Raw genomic sequence first — 21044 nt, 5'->3', positions numbered from 1 at the left:
CCGAAATGGAAACATTAGTGGCGAAAGACTTAACACTTGGCTATGGCGAAGAAGTTATAATAGATTCATTAGACATAACTATCCCTAAAGGAGAAATTACTGTCTTTATTGGTGGGAATGGTTGTGGGAAATCAACATTATTGCGATCATTAGCTCGTCTATTAAAACCAAAGCAAGGTGATGTTGTCCTAAACGGTAAAGATATAGCTAAAATACCGACAAAAGATGTTGCAAAACAATTGGCGATTCTACCTCAAAGTCCAACAAGTCCTGAAGGTTTAACAGTAGAGGAATTAGTTCGTCAAGGACGTCATCCGTACAAAACAATGTTCAATAGATGGTCATATGAAGACGAAAAGTCAGTAAATGAAGCATTAGATGCTACCAATATGCTGGAATTAAAAGACCGGACTGTCGACTCATTATCAGGTGGTCAGCGTCAACGTGCATGGATTGCTATGACCCTGGCACAAGGTACGGATACTATTTTACTTGATGAACCAACAACCTACTTAGATATGACACACCAAATAGAAATATTGGATTTACTTTTTGAATTGAATGAAAATAGAAATAGTACAATTGTTATGGTACTGCATGACATTAATTTAGCATGTCGATATGCACATCACATTGTCGCGATAAAAGATAAAAAGGTCTATGCTCAAGGCAAACCCGAAGAAATTATAAGTGGCAGCCTAGTAAATGAAGTATTTCAGATGAAATGTGATGTAATGTATGATCCCATGTTCGGTACACCTATGTGTATTCCGCATGGCAGAGGACGTTGTTTAATCAAACAAGCAGTCGAAGAAGCAAAGCAACAAAACATCCAGCCAATTTAATATGGACAAACTTTTGGCTCTCTATCCGATATGGATAGGGAGCTTTTTGTATTTTTTAAATGATAATACATAAACTAACTTTAAGAGGTGAATAAAATGGAGAAGAAAAAGTATTATGTTAATATTGGAACCCAGGAAATATCTCAAATCCCGTATGGGGCGAATACTGAGTTCGTTATTGAAGCAACTGATGAAGAAATCTTTCTATTAAGAGAAAAATTTAATGAAATACATGATGCAGATATGAGCGCATTTGTCAGAGCACATATTCCATACATGCCATATCATAATGATCCTCAAAATGATAAATATGACAGCGGAATGAAAGGAGTCTATCAAATGATTTATAATTTGGCTGATTCTGAAACAAAAAAAGCAATGGATGAAGAAAATATTGGGAGAGAATTTTGAGAAAAATGAAACTTTTATTTATATTAAAACGTCTATATAGTAAATTCAATGTTTAAAGAATTATAAATAAGGATAAGGATATATATAGTAAATTGGGAGGGGGATAAAAATGAAAAAGCTTATAACAATACTAACAATCGGATTATTATTTGGGTTTACTTTCATTATATTTCAACAAACAGATACTAGTCATGTATTGAAAACAGAAAAAGTGAAAGCTGTACATAAACAAACAAATGCCTCTAATTTAGATTCCAGCAAAATTACTATACTTGAAAGTAATGAATCAACGATAACTCATGAAGAGATTGCGGCAATTATGGATAAATTCATGGAGACACTTGTCCAAGAGGTAGATGATCAGTACCGAGTAGTTCAATTTGATTCGAAAGAAACATTGATTAGTGAATTTGAACCAATCGCGGCAAAAGAAGTCGTTCAACCATATATAGATTACTATTTTGAGGAAAAAGATAATAAACTCTATATCAACCCGACAGAAACACCTGCATGGTTCGTTGAAGATAATGAGTATAATAAGAAAGAGATATCTGATAAAAAAGTGGAAATTACACAAGCGAATGTATCGGATTTGTATGGGCCATACACTATAAAAGTGCTTTTTGAGAAAAACGAAGGACAATGGAAAATTACAAATATTAGCCATTGATAAAAAATCAAGGTACAATAGGCATATGAGAATATTTAATGACTATTATAACAATCAAGTGAAGTTGTCCTTTTCTGATCATCCATTTGATCAAGATCCGAAACATGTATGGGTAATATGCAGATATCGATCCAAGTGGCTTTTAACCAAGCATTTAGAGCGAGGGCTTGAATTTCCTGGCGGGAAAGTCGAAAGAAATGAATCTGCAAATGAAGCGGCGATTAGGGAAGTAAGTGAAGAGACTGGTGGGGAAATTGAATCAATTTATTATATTGGTCAATATTTCGTTACTGGTAGATATGACCAATTAGCGAAGAATATTTATTTTGCAAATATAAAAACAATTAAAAAGCACTCCACTTATATGGAGACAGCCGGACCAGTCTTATTAGATGAATTACCTGACAATATTCGAACAAATGAATTATTCAGCTTTATTATGAAAGATGATGTATTGACATACAGCTTACAATTTATTAAAGCAAATTCGCTTATAGCTAACCCTATCTAAGGGTTAGCTATATTATCTTTTAGCAAGATAAAAAGTAATTGACTTTGCTCATCTGTTTAAGGTACGATATAGACTATAATTAGGATATAGTGTAATATATTATCCCTATCGTTCGAATATAAAAGTATGGAATATTTATATCCAGCTAATTTAATTAATTAACATATTTTTTGCCGAGCCGTGCATTTTTTTAAGGAAAAATGTATAGTGGTGTTAAGAGTATTTATAATAAATTGAATGATAACATTTAATGGAGAACAATGACGCTATAGGTCTAATTGGTATGTTTGATGGAAGTTTTAAGGAGGATAATGTAAAGATGGTGCAAAATAGACGTTTATTTACATCAGAATCGGTTACTGAAGGACATCCAGATAAAATTTGTGACCAGATTTCTGATGCAATATTAGATGAAATTGTCAGAAATGACCCAAATGCTCGGGTAGCTTGTGAAACAACTGTAACTACTGGATTAGTTCTAGTATCAGGTGAAATTACAACAAATACGTATGTAGATATTCCGAAAATCGTTAGAAACACAATTAAAGAGATCGGCTATACTAGAGCAAAATATGGATTTGATGCTGAAACATGCGGTGTTTTAACTGCAATTGATGAGCAATCTCCTGATATTGCTGGTGGTGTAAATACGGCACTAGAAGCAAGAGAGGGTAAAATGAGCGAAGATGAAATTGAAGCAATTGGCGCTGGTGATCAGGGATTAATGTTTGGTTATGCCAACAATGAAACACCGGAATTAATGCCATTGCCAATTAGTTTGGCACACAAATTAGCGAAACAGCTAACAGATGTCAGAAAAAACGGCATATTGGGTTACTTAAGGCCTGATGGGAAAACGCAAGTGACTGTCGAGTACGACGAGGATAATAAACCTGTTCGTATTGATACGATCGTTATTTCAACCCAGCACCATCAGGATGTTACATTAGAACAAATTCAAAAAGAAGTAAAAGACCATGTCATCAATCCAATTGTTCCATCTGAATTATTAGATGATGAAACGAAATATTTCATTAACCCTACTGGTCGGTTTGTCATTGGCGGGCCACAAGGTGACGCCGGTTTAACTGGCCGTAAGATCATTGTAGACACTTATGGGGGTTATGCACGTCATGGTGGTGGAGCTTTTAGTGGAAAAGATGCTACAAAAGTAGACCGTTCTGCAGCATACGCAGCACGTTATGTAGCGAAAAACATTGTTGCTGCGGGCTTAGCGGATACATGTGAAGTACAATTTGCTTATGCTATTGGTGTCGCGCAACCAGTGTCTATCTCAATTAATACCTTTGATACAGGAAAGTACTCAGAAGAAGCATTAGTAGCTGCAGTTCGTGAGATATTTGATCTGCGTCCTGCAGGTATAATTAACATGTTAGATTTAAGAAGACCTATTTATCGTCAAACAGCTGCATATGGACATTTTGGACGTACAGATGTTGAATTTCCTTGGGAAAAAACGGACAGGGTAGAACAATTACAAACATACTTGTCAAAAGCGTAAGGAACATTTAAAATTAAATAATTGAGATACAAAGGTCAAGTGCCCGATGTGTACTTGGCTTTTTCTCATATTGATTTGGAGATAAACCTAAGCTACATAAAGAAACAATAAAGGAAGGAACCAATAAATTATGTGTGGATTTGTCGGTATAATTAAGTCCGAAAGCAAAATATGGCAGGAAGAAGAAGTAAAACGATTCGAAGACCGCAATACAGCAATTTATCACCGTGGGCCAGATGATGAAGGCTATTATGAGGATGAGCAAGTACTATTCGGTTTTCGCAGATTAAGCATTATTGATATTGAAAGTGGCCATCAGCCATTCACCTATAATGATGATAGATACTGGATGGTTTTTAATGGTGAGGTATATAACTATATTGAATTACGAGATGAGTTAAAACAAAAAGAGTATCACTTTACAACAGATTCTGATACGGAAGTTATTCTGGCCATGTTCCAGGAATATGGTGTAGAGGCATTTAAACAACTTCGCGGTATGTTTTCTATTCTAATCTGGGATAAACAAGAACAAACCGTTTATGGTGCCAGAGATCCATTTGGTATTAAACCATTGTTTTATAAGGAAGCAGAGGAAGGCATCTACTTCGCTTCAGAAAAAAAGAGTTTACTTGCAGATGTTGGGGAAACAGTTGATCGTGAGGCTTTACAACATTATTTAAGTTTCCAATATGTACCCGAACCGTTATCAATGAATGAAAATATTCGAAAAGTAGAACCAGGTCATTTTTTTGTCAAGCGTTTCAATGAGGAAATATCTTTCCACCGTTATTTCCATGCAACATTTCAACCAGTTCAACAAGAAAAACAAGTATTAATTAAAAAAATACAAGATGTAATGTATGATTCTGTCAATCTTCATATGCGAAGTGACGTACCTGTTGGATCATTTTTATCAGGTGGAATTGACTCCTCTTTAATTGTCTCTATCGCGAAGGAGTTCAACCCGAATATTAAAACATTTTCTGTTGGCTTTGAGCAAGAAGGGTATTCAGAAGTTGATGTTGCAAAAGAAACAGCAGAAAAGCTGGGTGTAGAAAATCATTCATATATGATTTCCCCAGAGGAGTATGTTGCAAAACTACCGAAAATATTGTGGCATTTAGATGATCCGTTAGCAGATCCAGCTTGTGTTCCATTATACTTTGTTGCACGGGAAGCGAAAAAACATGTAACTGTTGTATTATCTGGAGAAGGCTCGGATGAATTGTTTGGCGGTTATAATATTTATCGAGAACCAGAATCTCTAAAAATGTTCCAATCCATACCAGCACCTGCAAAAGATTTATTAGCAAAAGTCGCACAAGTTTTACCAGAAGGTGTAAAAGGAAAGAGTTTCCTTGAAAGAGGTACAACACCATTAAAAGATCGCTACATTGGTAATGCAAAAATGTTTGAAGAAAAAGAAAAAAAAGCTATCTTAAACACTCATAGCAGCAATATTTCTTACCAGCAAATTACGGCACCATATTTTCATCAAGTACAAAATGATCATCTCGTAAACCAAATGCAGTATGTTGATATTCATACATGGATGCGTGGAGATATATTATTAAAAGCTGATAAAATGACAATGGCACATTCATTAGAACTAAGGGTTCCATTTCTAGATAAGGAAGTCTTCCGTATTGCTAGTGAAATTCCAGTTGATATGAAGATCGCAGAAGGAACAACCAAGCATATTTTACGTTTAGCATCAAGAGGGATTGTACCGGATCATGTGTTAGACCGTAAAAAATTAGGATTTCCTGTGCCAATTCGCCATTGGCTTAAAAACGAGCTGAATGGATGGGCACGTCAATTGATAAATGAGAGTCAAACGGAACATTTACTAAACAAGCCTGTAATTAAGCAGCTTTTAGATGACCATTGTGCAGGAAAAGCAGACAACAGCCGCAAGCTGTGGACAGTTTTCATGTTTATGCTCTGGCACCAAATTTTCATGGAAAATAAATTCGATATTGAGAAACTAATAAACGAAGACAAAACAGAAAGCAAACTAGCTCAATCATAGACTGATTGAAATAGCTTGCTTGCCCATTTGCTCCCAGGCAGCGATAAATGATTGTTTGGGAGCTTTTTTTTGTTTGCCGTCATACGGATCATTAAAATAAACATTTTGTTGATCATAACCTGTTACAAGTACTGCGTGTAATTTCCTTGTAATTTCAACAGGACCATTTGGTGTTTGCCATGTTTCGAATTCAGATTCAGATAGTGGTTGATAAGTAATATTGGTAATGGTTACAACGGGTTCTCCGTTAGAGACAGACCTGATAACAGATTGGAAGTCCTGCCCTGTTAAATTTACTGCTTTGTCGCCAACATAATTCATTGTAAGTTCATATAACGGCTGATGATAAACTCCTAATCCTGGCTGATTAAAGCTATACATATTACCAACAAATCCTGTATTCGGATCCCCAAAATATACGACGCCATTCTTTTTTACATAGGGCGTCTTATCCCTCTTAATTTCTTTTGCTAATCTCATCTTATTTACGTCTATGTTATGATATTGGAACAACATTGTTAATGATGTTATCTCACAACCGCGTGGCAGTTCCGGGAACTGATGAACAATCGGAGCCTCTAGTTTCACTTCAGGTTTTATTTTACTATCTAAACCATTTCTAACAATGGAATGGGTATTTAACGCTTTAGGACCACCATTGCCTGTTGCATGTACCCATGTTAGATCAATAGTATAGATTAAATATCCGCCGATCCCAAAACTGACTGTACCAAATAAAAGAATATAAAGGAAAGCCATGTATTGTATAATTTTCTTTTGTGAACGTTTATAATAGTAAAACAGAAAAGAAAACATAGTAATTGATAAGACAAAAAGGGTAATAAGCATAAGTTCCCCCCAATAATGCGATTATTTATTCGCCAGATTCTCTTTATAGTAGATACCTTTCTGCACATAATCTTGTTGAATACGCTGCATCTCTTCAATGTCTTTATCGGTTAATTCTCTAATTACTTTAGCAGGTCTTCCAAATGCAAGCGTTCTTGGAGGGACCTTTTTTCCTTGTGGAACCAGACTGCCTGCACCTACAAAGGCACCTTCCCCAATCTCTGCACCATCGAGAATAATGGAACCCATTCCAACAAGGGCATGTTTACGGATGATGGAAGAGTGTAATGTTACCTGATGGCCGATTGTTACATAATCCTCAACTATTAGTGGTTTATTTGGACTTTGATGTAACAATGATAAATCTTGAACATTGGAATACGAACCTATCCTTACAGGGGCGACATCGCCTCTTATAACCGTTTTGAACCAAATGCTTGTATATTCACCGATCTCCACATCACCTGTAATAACTACATCTGGTGCAATAAATGCATCACGATGAATAAATGGATTACTGCCTTTATATTGGTGGATCATTTTCTTCCCTCCTGCTAAATCGTTAATATTATGATATCATATAAAGTAGAAAAAAATATATGAAAGTATTAGACAAAGTGAGGGAATAATTTTGGCTAACCAAATCCCAGCAAATGCTCCTTTATTAATGAAAAGCGTTTATCAGAAGATTTTTCCACAAGTAAATAGAGAATTAAACTATTGGAAAAAAAGAGCGGAAAAAATTCCAAATCGGGAATTACGTACACAAGCTTTAGCTAGTATTAAAGATAAGAAGTTTCACTGTCAAGGCGGGAGTGTATATAGCGTATTGGCAGGGGACAGATGGGAAGAAGCGATTCGGTTTATTGTAGCATATCAAACGATAAGTGACTATTTAGATAACTTGTGTGATCGAAGTACATCACTTGATCCGAAAGATTTTCGTATGCTGCATCAATCAATGGAAGATGCATTAACTCCCAGCAATCAAGTGAAGAACTACTATCAGCTTCGTGAAGAACAAGATGATGGTAATTATTTAATAGATTTAGTGATCACATGTCAAGATGTTTTAAGACAAATTGATAACTATCCAATGTTTGAAAGCTATATATTAGAATTGGAAGCATTATATAGTGATCTTCAAGTACATAAACACGTTAAGCATGAAGAAAGAATTCCAAGGCTTGAAGAATGGTTTCAATCTTATCAGCAGAAATGGCCAATGCTAAGCTGGTATGAATTTTCTGCTTGTACTGGATCCACATTAGGGATTTTTTGCATGACCTCCTATGCACTTAACGGTATGATAACAGAAAACTTAGCAAAAACAATCTATGATAGTTATTTCCCATACTTACAAGGATTACATATTATGCTAGATTACTTTATTGACCAGGAAGAGGACCGGATTGAAGGTGATCTGAATTTCTGTAACTATTATGAAAATGAACAGGAATTAGAAGAAAGGTTAATCTACTTTGTTGAGCAGACCAATGCACAAGTACAGAAATTACCTGACCAGACTTTTCACGAAATGGTCCAGCATGGTTTAGTCGGGCTATACTTAGCAGATCCAAAAGTGAAGAAGATGGATAAAGCTTATGAAATCGCTAAGAGGTTAATTAAAGCTAGTGGGAGAAGGTCACAATTTTTCCACTGGAATATCAAAATATATAATCGCTTGGCGGGAAGATATTAGATCAGTGAAAGGCTTGGTATTAGTACCAAGCTTTTTACTTTGATTATGATTCCCAACATTTTAGTATTTATTCATTTTCACCCTATATGTAGATAACAGTAATTATAACTACTTCATCTTACAATTTTTACTAATTCTAACAAATTAACCGCCTTTCATACAGTAATATATTTCTCGGGAAATAATTCAAGCTCATTCTATCTAAAAACTAACTGTTAGTTTTTAGGTTTTAATTTTTGTATAAAGGGAATGTATTGAATGCTTAATTTATTACACAATATTCACTGTTTAAATAGCGGGGATTGTTTTATTTAATTCCAACACTGTCCGATTTGGATAATTTTTCATTTTTGCCATAATCCTTTGGTTCAGGTTGGTTATTAGTTATGATAATAAATAATCAAAACTGCTCGATCATTCATCAATTGTTTTAATACATATACTATGCAAAATCGTCAGTATTAAACGATTAAAAGGTACGAAAAGGAGATGTAATAATTGAAGAAGCTAATCATTTTATTTATTTTACCAGGATTGCTGGCAGCATGTAATCATGATCAAATCAATCAAATAGCGATTGGGAATCCAACAATGGACGAAATACTAAAAGAAGACAGCAATGCAGATGTATTTGTCCACAGAGATATCGTTTACAAAAATGCGATGGATGTGGAATGGCTCACAGAATTAGAATTTAAACTCGGAGATCAAATTGGTGAAATATCATCAAGTAATAATGCGACACACTTACCAATTGAAACTGAATTATATGAACTGATTGACGAAAACAGACCGATAATAATTGCTGTAGTTGATGATCAAATCATACCATATTTAGGAATGATTGAAGGATAATATAACTTGAAGATATTACTGGAGGTTATGATATATACCGTCTTGGAACAATACGATCAATTTTAACGAGGTTGGTGGTTCTATATACTATTGCAATTGCAGTTAAAAATGGTATCAACAATTCCAGTACCGCTAAATACTTTGAAAATAAACATGAATATAAGTGGGGAAAGAGGGACGACTCCTCATTTGATAAAGATGTATGTGATGATTAATCTGCACTGGAATTAAATTATTCAGCTTTACCAAACTTTAGTTTTATGACCAAGAAAACAATCATTAGGATGGGTAGTTCAAGTAGATTGTGTTAGAGGAGTTGAAGATAGTTGAAACAAAAAATATCCATCTATATTGGCATATCCGTATGCTTGTTTTTACTAGCAGGCTTAGCTTTAAGCGGGAAATTCCCCCCACAGTTCGGTGTGGTAAATAATCCTTCAGCTAAAGAAATATTGGAGGGTAATCCCGACGCAGATATTATTCAGATGGGTGGATTGGTCTATTCCAATGCAGCTGAAGAAGAATGGCTGGTAGAAATGGAATATCAATTAGGTGAACAGATTAATGAAATTAGAAAGCAGACGAAACAAACATGGTTCTACCGAAATATGTTTGCAACAAGGCTGCCAAACGGAACACCAATATATGTACCAAAAGGTATAGAATATAATGAAAATGAACCACCAAACATTATTCTAGCTAAGATCGATGAAAAAATAATGGTATATAAATTGCTTGTGGAAGGGTAAGTAGTTAGATTGTCCCTTTGATCCCCGACTTCATTAATCAAGCATTTTAATGAGATAAGCAGGGACAATGGGAGCCTCTTTTCAGGATGGCTTATTTTATTCTTTCCACTGCAAGTATGAAGGGTGGCTGATTTTTTTGATTAATAAATTGGTATTGTAGGACTTGGTAATAATTTTGGTCAAGATTTTCACAAAAAGTTAATAAGTGATTTTTCTCTTCCGTGCCGCCCTCATGCCCGTGATAGACAACAAGCACAATCCTTCCTCCAAGCGTTAATCTTTTAAGGATTCTCTCCACTGCTTGGATTGTAGAAACTGGCTTGGTTACAACCGCATGATCTCCTTTTGGTAAATATCCCAAATTAAATATAGCACCAGCAACTTCTTCATTAACCGCGATATATTTGTCAATTGCTTCATGTCCATCATGGATAAGTGTTACATTCTTCAGGTAATCTTCTGTTTCGATTTTTTTCCTTGTATTTACAATAGCTGCTGCTTGAATGTCAAATCCATAGACTTTCCCATGCTGACCAACTAATTTGCTTAAGAAAAGGGTGTCATTACCATTACCACATGTTGCATCGATAACTGTATCTCCTTTTAAGACGATTTCTTTTAATAATTGATGCGAAAAAGGTATTATTGTCTTCATTCTCTTTTCTCCTGACTGTTTTTATATTAAGGTTATTTTAGCAAAAATATGCTCATTCGTGTATGAATTTTTGTTCTTGTCTCAAACTAGACAAGAGGTGATAGGAAATGGCAACAAGAGACTCTGTAGAGAATTTACTTATTGAAGGACACCATATTATTCAGCAAGCAGAAGAACAGTTAGACCAATCAAATCGTAATCATTTTATGATGAATGAAGACTATAGGAATGCACAGTTGGAATTAGAAAAGCTTGCCCAAAATCTTAATCGGGTACTAGCAAGTGCGAATGCCCAGCAAAGAGATCAACTTCATCGCTTTCAGCTTGTTGTTAATGAGAAACTGAATGATATGATTCTGGATCAAATTGATGTAAACAGATTTGAATAGAGTATTTCTATAGTTGTGATCTTAAAATAATATAATCCCACTATATCTATGAGTTAGAAGCTGCATAATCATGCAGCTTTTTCATTTTAAAAACTTTTTATCTTCTATTATTTAACATATTTTTTATGATATAATCACAGTTATTCCACGATGGATTAATACTCACTTTTATGAAGGGGAATTTTATGGAGGTGAATTATATGAGAACTGTAGCAACAGTCATTACAGTGATAGGTTTAGGATTTGCCGGTTTGTTTTTATGGATCATAATGATGCTCGGAAAGCACCAGCAATTTTACGGAGTTTATATCCCAGCTATCACCATAGGTGTAATTATTATTATGGTTCTCGGCATATATGGCCAATGGAAAGAACGATTGGTTAAGATTAGTAGTTTATCATTTATAATCATTTCATTTGTGGTTGTAATAGGTTTTGAAGGATATCAATCTTATTTAAAAAGCCTCGAAATTGTGAGTACACAAGACTTTGATTTAGGGGAATACCAGCCGTTTGAGGTTGGGACAAAATTAGTTCAGCTGGAGGGACAATCGAACTATAAAATAACTGATGATTTACCTGTAATAGATGGGGCAACAGCATTATATCCTGTTTATGCTAGTTTTGCTCAGGCTGTCTATCCCAAAAAAACATACAGTATTGAAGAGAGTGAAGTAAGGTCAAGCCAAACATCCGGCGCATTCATGAAGTTAATCAATGATGTAGTCGATATCGCTGTTATTGCTGAACCATCGAAAGAACAATATCAGATGGCCAAAGAATTGGATAAGGAATTAAAATTGACACCAATTGGTAAAGAAGCATTTGTATTCTTTGTTAATCAAAGGAATCCGATTGACTCCCTAACGATTGAAGAAATTCAGGCAATCTATACTGGTGCAATTACCAATTGGAAAGAAGTTGGGGGAAATGATGCAGAAATTCGTGCCTTTCAGCGACCAGAGGGCAGTGGCAGTCAATCCGCATTAGTTCGATTTATGGATGGGGCAACTATTATGGATCCACCAGCAGATGAAATAATAAGTGGGATGGGGGGAATAATTCGAGAGACATCTAATTATCAAAATCATCGAAATGCAATCGGTTATTCTTTTCGTTATTTCTCTCAAGAGATGGTTGAAGACAGGCGTATTAAATATATCGCGGTGAATGGGATTGCTCCTACAAAAGAGAATATACAGAACGGCTCCTATCCGATTGTGGCAGATTTTTTTGCTATAACAGCAGGCAGCAGCAATCCGAACATTCCTCCATTTATTGAATGGATGCAATCAGAACAGGGGCAGCAAATTGTGGATAGATCTGGGTATGTACGGGTTAAATAAGGGATTTTCCTATCGGAATGTAAATGAGATGAAACCTTTCTTATGGTAGAATCGTAAAGTATGATAGAGATAGATAAGAAAGGGGAAATTTTAATGATAGGTGTTTTAATTGCATCCTTATTTGCGATGATTTTATATTTAGCAGGAGTTATCATTACAGTAAGCTTCTCAAAAGCGGGTAGTGCTAAAAATTTTAAAAAAGGATTACTTTTGTTTTTTGCAGGTTATATTGTAACAGCGGTAATCTTTTACTTTACTCTGCCAACAATCACAGTACCTAACATGTTAATAGCAAATACTATTATAGCTATTGTATTACTGCCACTCTTTTTATATACACCAGGTGAAAAAGTGGAAACAAGAATATTAACACCAGTAATCTCCATCATTACATTAGCAATTATAAGTATTGTTGCGGTGATTATTACAGGGTTTACCAGTTTAGATGAGGCGCATAATTCCATAACTGTAAAAGAAGAAGAAGAGGCAAAGCCAATGACGAAGGACGAAACACCGATAACTGTTGCACCAGAATTTGCCCGAAATAAAATACAAAAAGCAATGAGCGTCGTACCTAACCCACAGTTTTATGACTTAGGAAAGCTTCAAGTTCAGAAAGTAAATAACGAAATCGTATATGTGGCACCAGTTGAATTTTCTGGATTTTGGAAATTTGTTCGTGGGAAAGAAACACCAGGTTATTTTACGATTTCTGCAACAAATGTTAATGCACAGCCCGAATTCCACAATAGTGCAATGCACTACACAAATTCCAGTTACTTTCATAAAAATGTAAACCGCGTCATTTATAATAAATTTCCGCAATATATACAAAGTGGTGAAGCTCAAATCGAAGTAGATGATGAAGGAAAACCGTGGTACGTTCAGACACTTTATCGTCCAATGCATATTACAAATAAACCAGATATGCAAAAATTAAAAGTAGTTGTCATTGATCCTGTTACAAGTGCGATGAAAATGTATAACACAGATGAAGCACCGGAATTTATTGAAGGGTCAGTTAGTTCGGAAATTGCCTCAATAGAAAATGAATATTTTGGTAAATATATTCATGGTTGGCTTAATAGTGTATTTGGTAAACGAGATGTAAAAATACCAAATGAATCAGGTTCCGAATCAAGCGTAACCCCAATATTTGATGAAAATGGTGCTATGTTCTACTTTACTGACCTTACTTCGCCGAAAGAAAATATTGATTCAGCGTTAGGTTATACACTGATTGATTCAAGAACTGGTGAACTGACCTATTACGGTGGAGAGAAAAATAATGGGATAATGGATAGTGAAGGTGCAAAACAAATTGTAAACAAAGAATTCCCGGAAAAGCGTTGGGAAGGTTATATGCCGGTACTTTATAATATTGATGGAAATCCTACATGGGTTGTTAATGTTCTTGACCCAAACGGTTTGCATAAACAATATGCATATATTAAAGCAAATGACTCAGATTTTGCCGTGTTTGGAGAAACAGCAAGTCAAACATTAGATGCTTATCGAATGGCATTACTGCAAAATCCAGGAAATGTCGGAGCAACAGATGATGCTCCGCTTGAAACAAAGTCAGGACAAATTAATCGAGTGCTTGTTACATCTACAGAGCAGGGTCAAGTGGTTCAGTTTCTATTAGAAGGTGACCAGACTATCTATTCTGTCAATGGTAGTAATGTGCCTTTAGCTATATTCCTGCAAAAAGGTGACCGAATTAGAGCAGAAGTGAGTATACTGGACAACGGTACAGCAACAGTTGAAACAATGGAAATCGAAGGATTAACTCAACAATAATAGGGAAGCATGGTTCTCAAGATGTAACGCTACATCTAATGAGACCATGCTTTTTTTTTATAAAATGTTATTTTGCTGTTTTAATCTGCGGTGTATTTCGAGGCAAGTAGTTCCACATAATATTGCCGTTAAGGCTAAAAAGAGATATCCTGCTTGCATTCCTAATTGATTACTAGCTACATAGGTTGGCCTTAAAGAGAGTGATGTGACAAATTCAATTATATATCCAATTAGTAAGTTCGATAATACTGTAGCAACTCCTATTAGTGTAACAGTAAATGTAATTGCAGTATCTGTACCGTTTGCATATTTCTTGGCTAGAAGAGCCATCATTGTGGGATAGATGGGTCCAATGCCAAATCCAGCAATGGCAAATAATATCGCAAAACGATCACCAGCAAAAATTGGAATCATACTTATGATACCGGCGAAAAAGGAAAAAGTAATTATTGATTTCGTATAGCCAAAGCGATCAGTGACTGGACCTAGCAGCAGTCTTGCGAGCATAAACGTAAAAAAGAATATTGATAACATGCCGGAAGCATCAGCTAAATTCCATTCACTTACTTTAACTAAATAATTGACAAGCCATGCAGCAATGCCTAATTCTGCAGTAACAGCCATTGATAATGAAAAAACGATTAACCATGCAATCGGGTCCTTGGCCAATTTTTTGATTGATGTTCGTTCATTGGTCTCCTCTGTTTCTCCTTTTGGAAATCTGCTTAAGGTAACAGGAACTAATGGTAACAATGAAAGTGACAACATAATCATGTACATTCCCCGCCAACCGAGAATAGTAGAAGATATTTCCCATCCCATCATTTGTGCGGCAAGAATTGGTGCAACTGTTGAACCTAATCCATAGAAAAAGTGTGATAAGTTAAGCATAGTCCCAGTATTCCTGGTAAATATTCTCGCAGCAATAATAGCTAAACCAATCTCTAACATTCCATTGCCTAAGTATAAAAGGAAATAGCCGCCAGCCAATGAGAGGAAGTTTGATGACAAATAAATAAACAATCCCGATACAGCCATTAACAAGAATGTAAGAATGCTTGTAACTTTAGTACCAATTTTGTCAATCAGCCATGAAGTAAACGTACACGCGATTAAAAAGCTGAAAGAGTTAATCGCAAGAAGTAAGCCAAGATTGCCATCACTTAAATTTAACTCCAATTGCATATTTGGCAGGGCAGGGCCTTTAATATTTTCAGATATTCCGAAGATGGAGAAGCCGCCAAAAACAACAATTAACAAAAGGGTATAATTCATTTTGTGATTAAATCTCATTAATTATTTCTCCTATGTATGATCAAAAGATTACTATATTGTAAGGGCTTTTTAAAATGTGTAAATAAATACATCTAATGGATATTAATTGAAATATACTTACAATACACTTAACTTTCTCTGGATAAGCAGATATAATATAACATATAAATAAAAATGTTGTATTATTAAAGTGATACTTATAAAATCTGAATAGATAAAACCTATATTTATTTTTTCAATTGACAGTACTTTTTCAATTCCCCATTTAAAATATGTTATGATGATTTTATACTATAAGTTCGGTAATTATTTTCTAATTATAGTATAAAGGAAACCTTGGAAACCATCCAAGCTTTTCTTTCTAATATTATATGTTTGGGATTGAAAGATCAGGAGGAAAAGAATGATCGAATTTACGAAAAGGCAACAAGAAATAATTGAAATATTGAAAAAGCATGAACCAATAACAGCTGAACAAATAGCAGAAATGCTTGGAGTTAGTAAAGGGACAATTCGATCTGATTTAGCAGTTTTGGTGATGACAGGAAATATCGAAGCAAAGCCAAAAGTAGGGTATTTTCTTGGAAAGAAAAATTTAAATCGGATGGAACGTTCTGATTGGTGGCATAAGACACCAGTAAAAGAAATTCAAAGTGTTGCCGTAACCATTGATGCATCAACTACAGTAAATGATGCGGTAATCTCATTATTCTTAGAAGATGTCGGTACATTAGTAGTTGTTGATGAGAATCAGTTTCTGACAGGTATTGTATCTCGGAAAGATCTATTAAAAGTAACTCTGGGGAATGCACAAGCTGCTTCTATGCCTATTCAATTAGTTATGACAAAGAAACCTAAAGTGTATACAGTAGAGTCAGACGATAGTGTATATGAGGCTGCAAGAAAGCTGATTTATTATCAAATTGATAGCTTGCCAGTTGTAAAACAAGTAAATGAAAATTCACAAGCATTAAAGGTAATAGGCAGAATTACAAAAACAAATATAGTGAAATCATTAATTGAAGTGGAATCTGAAGCATAGAACAAAGGAGAGCATAGCCATGGTACTTAAGAATACATTTATTTATGTTTGTTCAGATGCAGTCGGGGAGACTGCAGAGGCAGTTGTGCGTGCAACAATCCGGCAATTTACGAATAATGAAATAGGAGTTAAACGGTATAGCCACATCCAGACAGAAGAAGAAATTGAAACGATTGTTAAAGAGGTTAAACAGAACAATAGTTTTATAGCATACACTTTAGTACAACCAGAATTGCGGGCGAAAATGCAACAAGAAGCAATTCGTCAGGATATTCGTGCAGTTGATGTTATGGGGCCAATGATGCAAGCATATATTGATACATTTAATGATGATCCAAAGCCTGAGCCTGGACAAAGACAAGTATTGGACGAGGAATATTTTAAACGGATCGAGGCAGTTGAATTTGCAGTCAAATACGATGATGGGAAAGATGTGAAAGGTTTATTGCTTGCTGATGTTGTACTTATCGGTGTTTCCAGAACATCAAAAACACCGCTTAGCATTTTCTTGGCACATAAAGGAATCAAAACAGCTAATTTGCCGATTCTGCCAGAGATGGAGCCGCCAGAAGAATTATTTAAGCCAGCAGACAGAATGGTTGTTGGCTTAACAATAGATCCGGGTCATCTGCTTAAAATAAGAACGGAACGCTTAAAAACATTAGGATTACCCGCGCAATCGAAATATGCCTCAATGGATCAAATCAAAAAAGAATTGCAAACAGCTGGTAATTGGATGCAGCAATTAGATTGTCCAGTCATCAATGTTTCGGATAAATCAATTGAAGAAACTGCAGGGATTATTATGAAAATTCGATCGGAAATTTAATTATGGGTTTCTTTTTTTAAAAGTCTATTTTTTACTTTTCTAATGTAAAAGGAGTGAGTGGATGAAGAAAAAAGTGTTAGTAACAGAACCAATTCCACAAACAGTTATTGATTATTTGGAAAATGAAGTCGAATTGGAAAGATGGGACCACTCTGAAAAAATGCCGAGAGAGCAATTATTAGAAATAATACCATCATTTCATGGATTAATTACCTCAAAAGATAAAATTGACCAGGAATTCCTAACGAGAGCAAAGCAACTAGAAGCTGTAAGCAATATATCTGTTGGTTACGATAATTTTGATGTGGAAGCATTAAAAGCTTCGAAAATAATTGCAACACATACGCCATATGTACTTGATGAAACGGTAGCAGACTTAATTTTCGGATTAATATTAGCAACCGCTCGTCGTATTCCGGAGCTTCACCAATATGTCAGGAATGGTAAGTGGACACAATCTGTTGACAGTTCATTGTTCGGACATAATGTTCACCACAAGAAGCTAGGTATCATTGGAATGGGGAGAATTGGTGAGAAAGTAGCAAGAAGAGCTAAATTGGGTTTTGAGATGGAAGTTAGTTACTATAATCGCAGGAAGAGAGAGACTGTTGAAAAAAGCTTGGGTGTTTACTATGAAGAATTAGAAAATCTGTTAGCAACATCTGATTTTATTTTATTAATGACACCGTTGACAAAACAAACCTACCATCTAATAAACGCGAAGGCTTTTCAAAAGATGAAGCATACTTGCTTTTTTATTAATGCAGCCAGAGGAGCAGTTGTTGATGAAAAAGCGATGATTCAAGCGTTAGAGCAAGGCGATATCTTAGGAGCGGGGATAGATGTATATGAACAGGAACCCGTCGACCTGGAAAATCCATTACTCAAAATGGATAATGTTGTTACACTGCCACACATTGGTTCAGCAACAGCTGAAACAAGGGAACAAATGAAATTTTTTGCCGCTAAGAACATGTTACAAGCATTGAATGGGGAAAAACCTGACGCCCAAATTAAAGAACTTCAATAATAAAGGGGGAAAGTTAGAACACGGCAATCGAAACAGATTGTCGTGTTCTTGTTTTAAATTCCCAGTAAAAAAAATAAGAAAAAGCTTCCAAATTGCCTGTAATCATGTATGATAGTATTGGTGAATAAACGGGTGAGGAAAATAGTTTTAATGAGGTGGAAATGTGAATTTAATAAAAGAATCAATGGTATTGCCTGTTGACAATTTATTAGGAATGTTGATTTATGCAGTTATATATATGCTTATTGCTGGACTCGTCACAACTTTAGCACTCCGTTATATACCTAATAAAATTCCCTATGGAGTGAAAAGCATTATCTTGTTTGCTGCGATTTTAATTAGTATATTTTTATGGTGGCAAACAATTATTAAGCCGACAATATAAATATAGAAACAATGTAAAGAGCTGGACAAAAATAGTATATCCATACTGTAATCCGCAATATTCAACTGAATGTGTCCGATTTTTTGCTTTCTGAAAACAGAATCTATCATCCTCTGCTTCATGCCAGGTTAATGCTTTCGAAGAGAGACTTTTTATGAGAGGCATGATCGTACCTAAACTTACCTTTAAGTAATGCTGTCTTTACAGGATGATAGTTGTTCCACTTATTCGTCTGAAAAACCATTAAAAGTTGAGGAAAATGCGAGACTCCTGTGGGAATAGCAACAACCGAAGACCCTGGAGCAAGCGGTTTGTGCTACTGAAGAGGCTCCAGGTGTTGCCAGCGAAAGCGAGTATTTTACCCAGCGGTGAGCTAGTATTATATATAATCATTAGTAAGTGATATACTTGTATAGTTATTGTCCGGTTTTTAGATTTACGATTTTTGTTATGTCTTATCTCCTTTATAAAGATAGAAGATTTGTACAGGACTTTTAAGGTGGTTAATCTTTTAAGTTAAGTTTGGTTATTTAATGTTAGCTGGAGAAATGCGTAAAATGATAAAAGACACTACTAAGGTGGCTTAAGTAGTGTCATAATTTTTTCCTTCCTAATTAATTCTGCTGCAGTGATACGAACATTATTTAGGAGTCTCTTTAATTCAACCTTGATATTTAATGAACTCTAACTAATTTTTTGTTGGAGTTTTTTGTGTTTGTTTGTGGCTTTTTTTGTACATGCATGGTTAGTGTCGCAACAAAGCATAATATTAGACCAGCTGCGATTGTTAGGAAAAAAATAGATGAATGAGATATATTTAAAACAGCCAAAAAACATAGTGAACCAATGTTACCATAAGCACCGACCATTCCAGATATTTGACCTGTTCGATTTTTTTTCACTAAAGAAACCATTGAGAAGATTGCTCCAGACGCTGCTTGACTTACAATAGAACAACAAACCGTTAATAAAATAGCCAAATAGATCGGCCAGCTATTTTGTAAAAAAGACATACCTACATATAAGCAAGACAATAATGCGAGCAGTACTAGCAAAACTTTTTTGCGCCCAAACCGATCACTCAGCCAGCCGCCAGCAGGTCTTGCTACCAGATTGGTGAAAGCAAAGCTGCTAGCAATGACACTGGCAATGACAGCATTAACAGCAAAACTATCTAGAAAAAACATTGGCAACATAGAAATGATGGCTAATTCTGAACCAAATGTAGCAAAATAACCTATACTTAATATTGCGACACTTCTCATCGAATATTTATCACTGTCTGGGACACCAAGTTTAAGATATTCGATATTCTCTTTCCATCTTTTTCTCATGTTAAATAAGTAGAAAGTTCCAATCGCAATATAAAAGAGGAATGCCATCTGGTTAGGTAACACACCATTTTGTTGTAAAGTCCAGATTAATATTCCCATTCCTCCATAAATAGGGAATGAAATTAGCAATAGTAATTTTAAATCATTTCTAGTTGTTGCTTTTATCGGATTCGTGTCCTTTGTATAAGGGAATGCCTTCCATGCTGGTGTGTTTTTGGCTGTCATGAAAAAAATGATCCCATAAATAAGTGCAATCAACCCTGTAATAAAAATGGCATACCTCCATCCATTTTCACCTCCGAAAAGTAGTGCAAAAGAGGGTAAGGTCAGTGCTGCAAAGGAAGACCCAAAGTTTCCCCAACCTGCATAAATTCCTTGTGCTAATCCCCCCTGACGTGCCGGAAACCATTCGGTTACCATCCGTATCCCTACAACAAAGCTCGCACCTATCGTCCCAAGGATTAATCTGGATATAAGTAATTGCATATAATTAGTTCCGATCGCAAATATAAAGCAAGGTATGCTCATTGTTATTAAAAGAAGCGAGAAAACATTTCTGGGGCCATAACGGTCCACTAACCTTCCGATAATAATTCTCCCAGGAATACTAAGTGCAAGGTTGACAATCATTAATGCACCGATTTCCTCACCAGTTAAAGCAAGCTGCTTTTGGATCGTTGATTGGAATGGCGCCATATTAAACCAAACCATTACACTGACGAAGAAAGCAAGTGTAGAAATTGTAAGCATCTGTTTTTGTCCACTGTAATTATTTTCGATAGTCATATTAATCTCCCTATAATGATG

General features: G+C 35.3%; 21 protein-coding genes. 16 read left to right on the top strand and 5 right to left on the bottom strand.

What is annotated here, in order from left to right; genetic code table 11:
* Positions 1–5 precede the first annotated feature (5 nt).
* The 6 genes from ACFOY7_RS17145 to asnB all read left to right on the top strand — a co-directional run bounded on the left by ACFOY7_RS17145 (position 6) and on the right by asnB (position 5994).
* On the top strand, positions 6–845 hold the full coding sequence (locus ACFOY7_RS17145) for an ABC transporter ATP-binding protein (RefSeq protein ID WP_390253774.1): 840 nt from the start codon (positions 6–8) through the stop codon (positions 843–845).
* A gap of 96 nt (positions 846–941) precedes the next feature.
* Positions 942–1256, top strand: a complete 315-nt coding sequence (locus tag ACFOY7_RS17140) for a hydrolase (RefSeq protein ID WP_390253773.1) — start codon at positions 942–944, stop codon at positions 1254–1256.
* Positions 1257–1365: 109 nt separating this feature from the next.
* A complete protein-coding gene (locus ACFOY7_RS17135; protein ID WP_390253771.1) occupies positions 1366–1926 on the top strand; it encodes a hypothetical protein in 561 nt (186 codons plus the stop codon).
* A gap of 25 nt (positions 1927–1951) precedes the next feature.
* Positions 1952–2437, top strand: a complete 486-nt coding sequence (gene ytkD, locus ACFOY7_RS17130) for an RNA deprotection pyrophosphohydrolase (protein ID WP_390254152.1) — start codon at positions 1952–1954, stop codon at positions 2435–2437.
* Positions 2438–2756: 319 nt separating this feature from the next.
* Entirely contained in the window at positions 2757–3959 is a 1203-nt protein-coding gene (metK, locus tag ACFOY7_RS17125; RefSeq protein WP_390253769.1) for a methionine adenosyltransferase, read from the top strand.
* A 130-nt stretch (positions 3960–4089) separates the two neighbouring features.
* Positions 4090–5994 (top strand): asparagine synthase (glutamine-hydrolyzing), encoded by a 1905-nt coding sequence (gene asnB / locus ACFOY7_RS17120; protein WP_390253767.1) that lies wholly within the window; start codon positions 4090–4092, stop codon positions 5992–5994.
* On the opposite strand, the gene ACFOY7_RS17115 is transcribed toward asnB, so the two are convergent.
* Both ACFOY7_RS17115 and ACFOY7_RS17110 read right to left on the bottom strand, forming a co-directional pair.
* Positions 5989–6843 carry a C39 family peptidase gene (locus ACFOY7_RS17115; protein ID WP_390253765.1) on the bottom strand — a complete coding sequence of 285 codons (855 nt, stop codon included), beginning with the start codon at positions 6841–6843 and terminating at the stop codon, positions 5989–5991. The genes asnB and ACFOY7_RS17115 overlap by 6 nt on opposite strands.
* A gap of 21 nt (positions 6844–6864) precedes the next feature.
* Positions 6865–7383 (bottom strand): gamma carbonic anhydrase, encoded by a 519-nt coding sequence (locus ACFOY7_RS17110; protein WP_390253763.1) that lies wholly within the window; start codon positions 7381–7383, stop codon positions 6865–6867.
* 127 nt (positions 7384–7510) lie between these two features.
* Here ACFOY7_RS17110 and ACFOY7_RS17105 point away from each other — a divergent pair, with 127 nt between their 5' ends.
* From ACFOY7_RS17105 to ACFOY7_RS17095, 3 genes are all read left to right on the top strand, one after another.
* A complete protein-coding gene (locus ACFOY7_RS17105) occupies positions 7511–8545 on the top strand; it encodes a tetraprenyl-beta-curcumene synthase family protein (RefSeq protein ID WP_390254150.1) in 1035 nt (344 codons plus the stop codon).
* A 498-nt stretch (positions 8546–9043) separates the two neighbouring features.
* Positions 9044–9400 (top strand): putative periplasmic lipoprotein, encoded by a 357-nt coding sequence (locus tag ACFOY7_RS17100; RefSeq protein WP_390253761.1) that lies wholly within the window; start codon positions 9044–9046, stop codon positions 9398–9400.
* A gap of 326 nt (positions 9401–9726) precedes the next feature.
* Positions 9727–10149: a hypothetical protein gene (locus ACFOY7_RS17095; protein WP_390253759.1), complete on the top strand. Its 423-nt coding sequence runs from the start codon at positions 9727–9729 to the stop codon at positions 10147–10149.
* A 91-nt stretch (positions 10150–10240) separates the two neighbouring features.
* Here the strand turns inward: ACFOY7_RS17095 and mnmM are convergent, their stop codons facing one another.
* Entirely contained in the window at positions 10241–10804 is a 564-nt protein-coding gene (gene mnmM / locus ACFOY7_RS17090) for a tRNA 5-(aminomethyl)-2-thiouridylate-methyltransferase MnmM (protein ID WP_390253758.1), read from the bottom strand.
* A 107-nt stretch (positions 10805–10911) separates the two neighbouring features.
* Between mnmM and ACFOY7_RS17085 the strand changes: the two genes are divergently transcribed.
* The 3 genes from ACFOY7_RS17085 to ACFOY7_RS17075 all read left to right on the top strand — a co-directional run bounded on the left by ACFOY7_RS17085 (position 10912) and on the right by ACFOY7_RS17075 (position 14342).
* Positions 10912–11193 carry a DUF2524 family protein gene (locus ACFOY7_RS17085; protein ID WP_390253756.1) on the top strand — a complete coding sequence of 94 codons (282 nt, stop codon included), beginning with the start codon at positions 10912–10914 and terminating at the stop codon, positions 11191–11193.
* 200 nt (positions 11194–11393) lie between these two features.
* Positions 11394–12539: a PstS family phosphate ABC transporter substrate-binding protein gene (locus ACFOY7_RS17080; protein WP_390253754.1), complete on the top strand. Its 1146-nt coding sequence runs from the start codon at positions 11394–11396 to the stop codon at positions 12537–12539.
* A gap of 93 nt (positions 12540–12632) precedes the next feature.
* Positions 12633–14342: a DNA-binding protein gene (locus ACFOY7_RS17075; RefSeq protein WP_390253753.1), complete on the top strand. Its 1710-nt coding sequence runs from the start codon at positions 12633–12635 to the stop codon at positions 14340–14342.
* Positions 14343–14399: 57 nt separating this feature from the next.
* Here the strand turns inward: ACFOY7_RS17075 and ACFOY7_RS17070 are convergent, their stop codons facing one another.
* Positions 14400–15635, bottom strand: coding sequence for an MFS transporter (locus ACFOY7_RS17070; protein ID WP_390253751.1), 1236 nt, complete (start codon positions 15633–15635; stop codon positions 14400–14402).
* A 385-nt stretch (positions 15636–16020) separates the two neighbouring features.
* Here ACFOY7_RS17070 and ACFOY7_RS17065 point away from each other — a divergent pair, with 385 nt between their 5' ends.
* From ACFOY7_RS17065 to ACFOY7_RS17050, 4 genes are all read left to right on the top strand, one after another.
* The gene (locus ACFOY7_RS17065) at positions 16021–16659 is read left to right on the top strand and encodes a helix-turn-helix transcriptional regulator (RefSeq protein ID WP_390253750.1); all 639 of its coding nucleotides are present in this window, start codon (positions 16021–16023) and stop codon (positions 16657–16659) included.
* 19 nt (positions 16660–16678) lie between these two features.
* A complete protein-coding gene (locus tag ACFOY7_RS17060; protein WP_390253748.1) occupies positions 16679–17488 on the top strand; it encodes a pyruvate, water dikinase regulatory protein in 810 nt (269 codons plus the stop codon).
* Positions 17489–17549: 61 nt separating this feature from the next.
* Positions 17550–18518: a 2-hydroxyacid dehydrogenase gene (locus ACFOY7_RS17055; RefSeq protein ID WP_390253747.1), complete on the top strand. Its 969-nt coding sequence runs from the start codon at positions 17550–17552 to the stop codon at positions 18516–18518.
* A 163-nt stretch (positions 18519–18681) separates the two neighbouring features.
* Positions 18682–18903 (top strand): hypothetical protein, encoded by a 222-nt coding sequence (locus ACFOY7_RS17050; RefSeq protein ID WP_390253745.1) that lies wholly within the window; start codon positions 18682–18684, stop codon positions 18901–18903.
* 674 nt (positions 18904–19577) lie between these two features.
* Here ACFOY7_RS17050 and ACFOY7_RS17045 read toward each other — a convergent pair.
* Complete coding sequence (locus ACFOY7_RS17045; RefSeq protein WP_390253744.1) at positions 19578–21023, bottom strand: MFS transporter; 1446 nt, start codon at positions 21021–21023, stop codon at positions 19578–19580.
* Positions 21024–21044 lie beyond the last annotated feature (21 nt).

This window comes from Gracilibacillus xinjiangensis (assembly GCF_042651765.1).
GTDB classification, from domain to species: domain Bacteria; phylum Bacillota; class Bacilli; order Bacillales; family Amphibacillaceae; genus Gracilibacillus; species Gracilibacillus xinjiangensis.
This window is presented reverse-complemented; position numbering and strand designations above follow the sequence as displayed.

What these genes read in the sequence shown, in the direction of transcription:
- ACFOY7_RS17145 (WP_390253774.1), top strand. Translation starts at nt 6, where the DNA reads ATGGAAACATTAGTGGCGAAAGACTTAACACTTGGCTATGGCGAAGAA.
- ACFOY7_RS17140 (WP_390253773.1), top strand. Translation starts at nt 942, where the DNA reads ATGGAGAAGAAAAAGTATTATGTTAATATTGGAACCCAGGAAATATCT.
- ACFOY7_RS17135 (WP_390253771.1), top strand. Translation starts at nt 1,366, where the DNA reads ATGAAAAAGCTTATAACAATACTAACAATCGGATTATTATTTGGGTTT.
- ytkD (WP_390254152.1), top strand. Translation starts at nt 1,952, where the DNA reads ATGAGAATATTTAATGACTATTATAACAATCAAGTGAAGTTGTCCTTT.
- metK (WP_390253769.1), top strand. Translation starts at nt 2,757, where the DNA reads ATGGTGCAAAATAGACGTTTATTTACATCAGAATCGGTTACTGAAGGA.
- asnB (WP_390253767.1), top strand. Translation starts at nt 4,090, where the DNA reads ATGTGTGGATTTGTCGGTATAATTAAGTCCGAAAGCAAAATATGGCAG.
- ACFOY7_RS17115 (WP_390253765.1), bottom strand. Translation starts at nt 6,843, where the DNA reads ATGCTTATTACCCTTTTTGTCTTATCAATTACTATGTTTTCTTTTCTG.
- ACFOY7_RS17110 (WP_390253763.1), bottom strand. Translation starts at nt 7,383, where the DNA reads ATGATCCACCAATATAAAGGCAGTAATCCATTTATTCATCGTGATGCA.
- ACFOY7_RS17105 (WP_390254150.1), top strand. Translation starts at nt 7,511, where the DNA reads ATGAAAAGCGTTTATCAGAAGATTTTTCCACAAGTAAATAGAGAATTA.
- mnmM (WP_390253758.1), bottom strand. Translation starts at nt 10,804, where the DNA reads ATGAAGACAATAATACCTTTTTCGCATCAATTATTAAAAGAAATCGTC.
- ACFOY7_RS17085 (WP_390253756.1), top strand. Translation starts at nt 10,912, where the DNA reads ATGGCAACAAGAGACTCTGTAGAGAATTTACTTATTGAAGGACACCAT.
- ACFOY7_RS17080 (WP_390253754.1), top strand. Translation starts at nt 11,394, where the DNA reads ATGAGAACTGTAGCAACAGTCATTACAGTGATAGGTTTAGGATTTGCC.
- ACFOY7_RS17075 (WP_390253753.1), top strand. Translation starts at nt 12,633, where the DNA reads ATGATAGGTGTTTTAATTGCATCCTTATTTGCGATGATTTTATATTTA.
- ACFOY7_RS17070 (WP_390253751.1), bottom strand. Translation starts at nt 15,635, where the DNA reads ATGAGATTTAATCACAAAATGAATTATACCCTTTTGTTAATTGTTGTT.
- ACFOY7_RS17065 (WP_390253750.1), top strand. Translation starts at nt 16,021, where the DNA reads ATGATCGAATTTACGAAAAGGCAACAAGAAATAATTGAAATATTGAAA.
- ACFOY7_RS17060 (WP_390253748.1), top strand. Translation starts at nt 16,679, where the DNA reads ATGGTACTTAAGAATACATTTATTTATGTTTGTTCAGATGCAGTCGGG.
- ACFOY7_RS17055 (WP_390253747.1), top strand. Translation starts at nt 17,550, where the DNA reads ATGAAGAAAAAAGTGTTAGTAACAGAACCAATTCCACAAACAGTTATT.
- ACFOY7_RS17045 (WP_390253744.1), bottom strand. Translation starts at nt 21,023, where the DNA reads ATGACTATCGAAAATAATTACAGTGGACAAAAACAGATGCTTACAATT.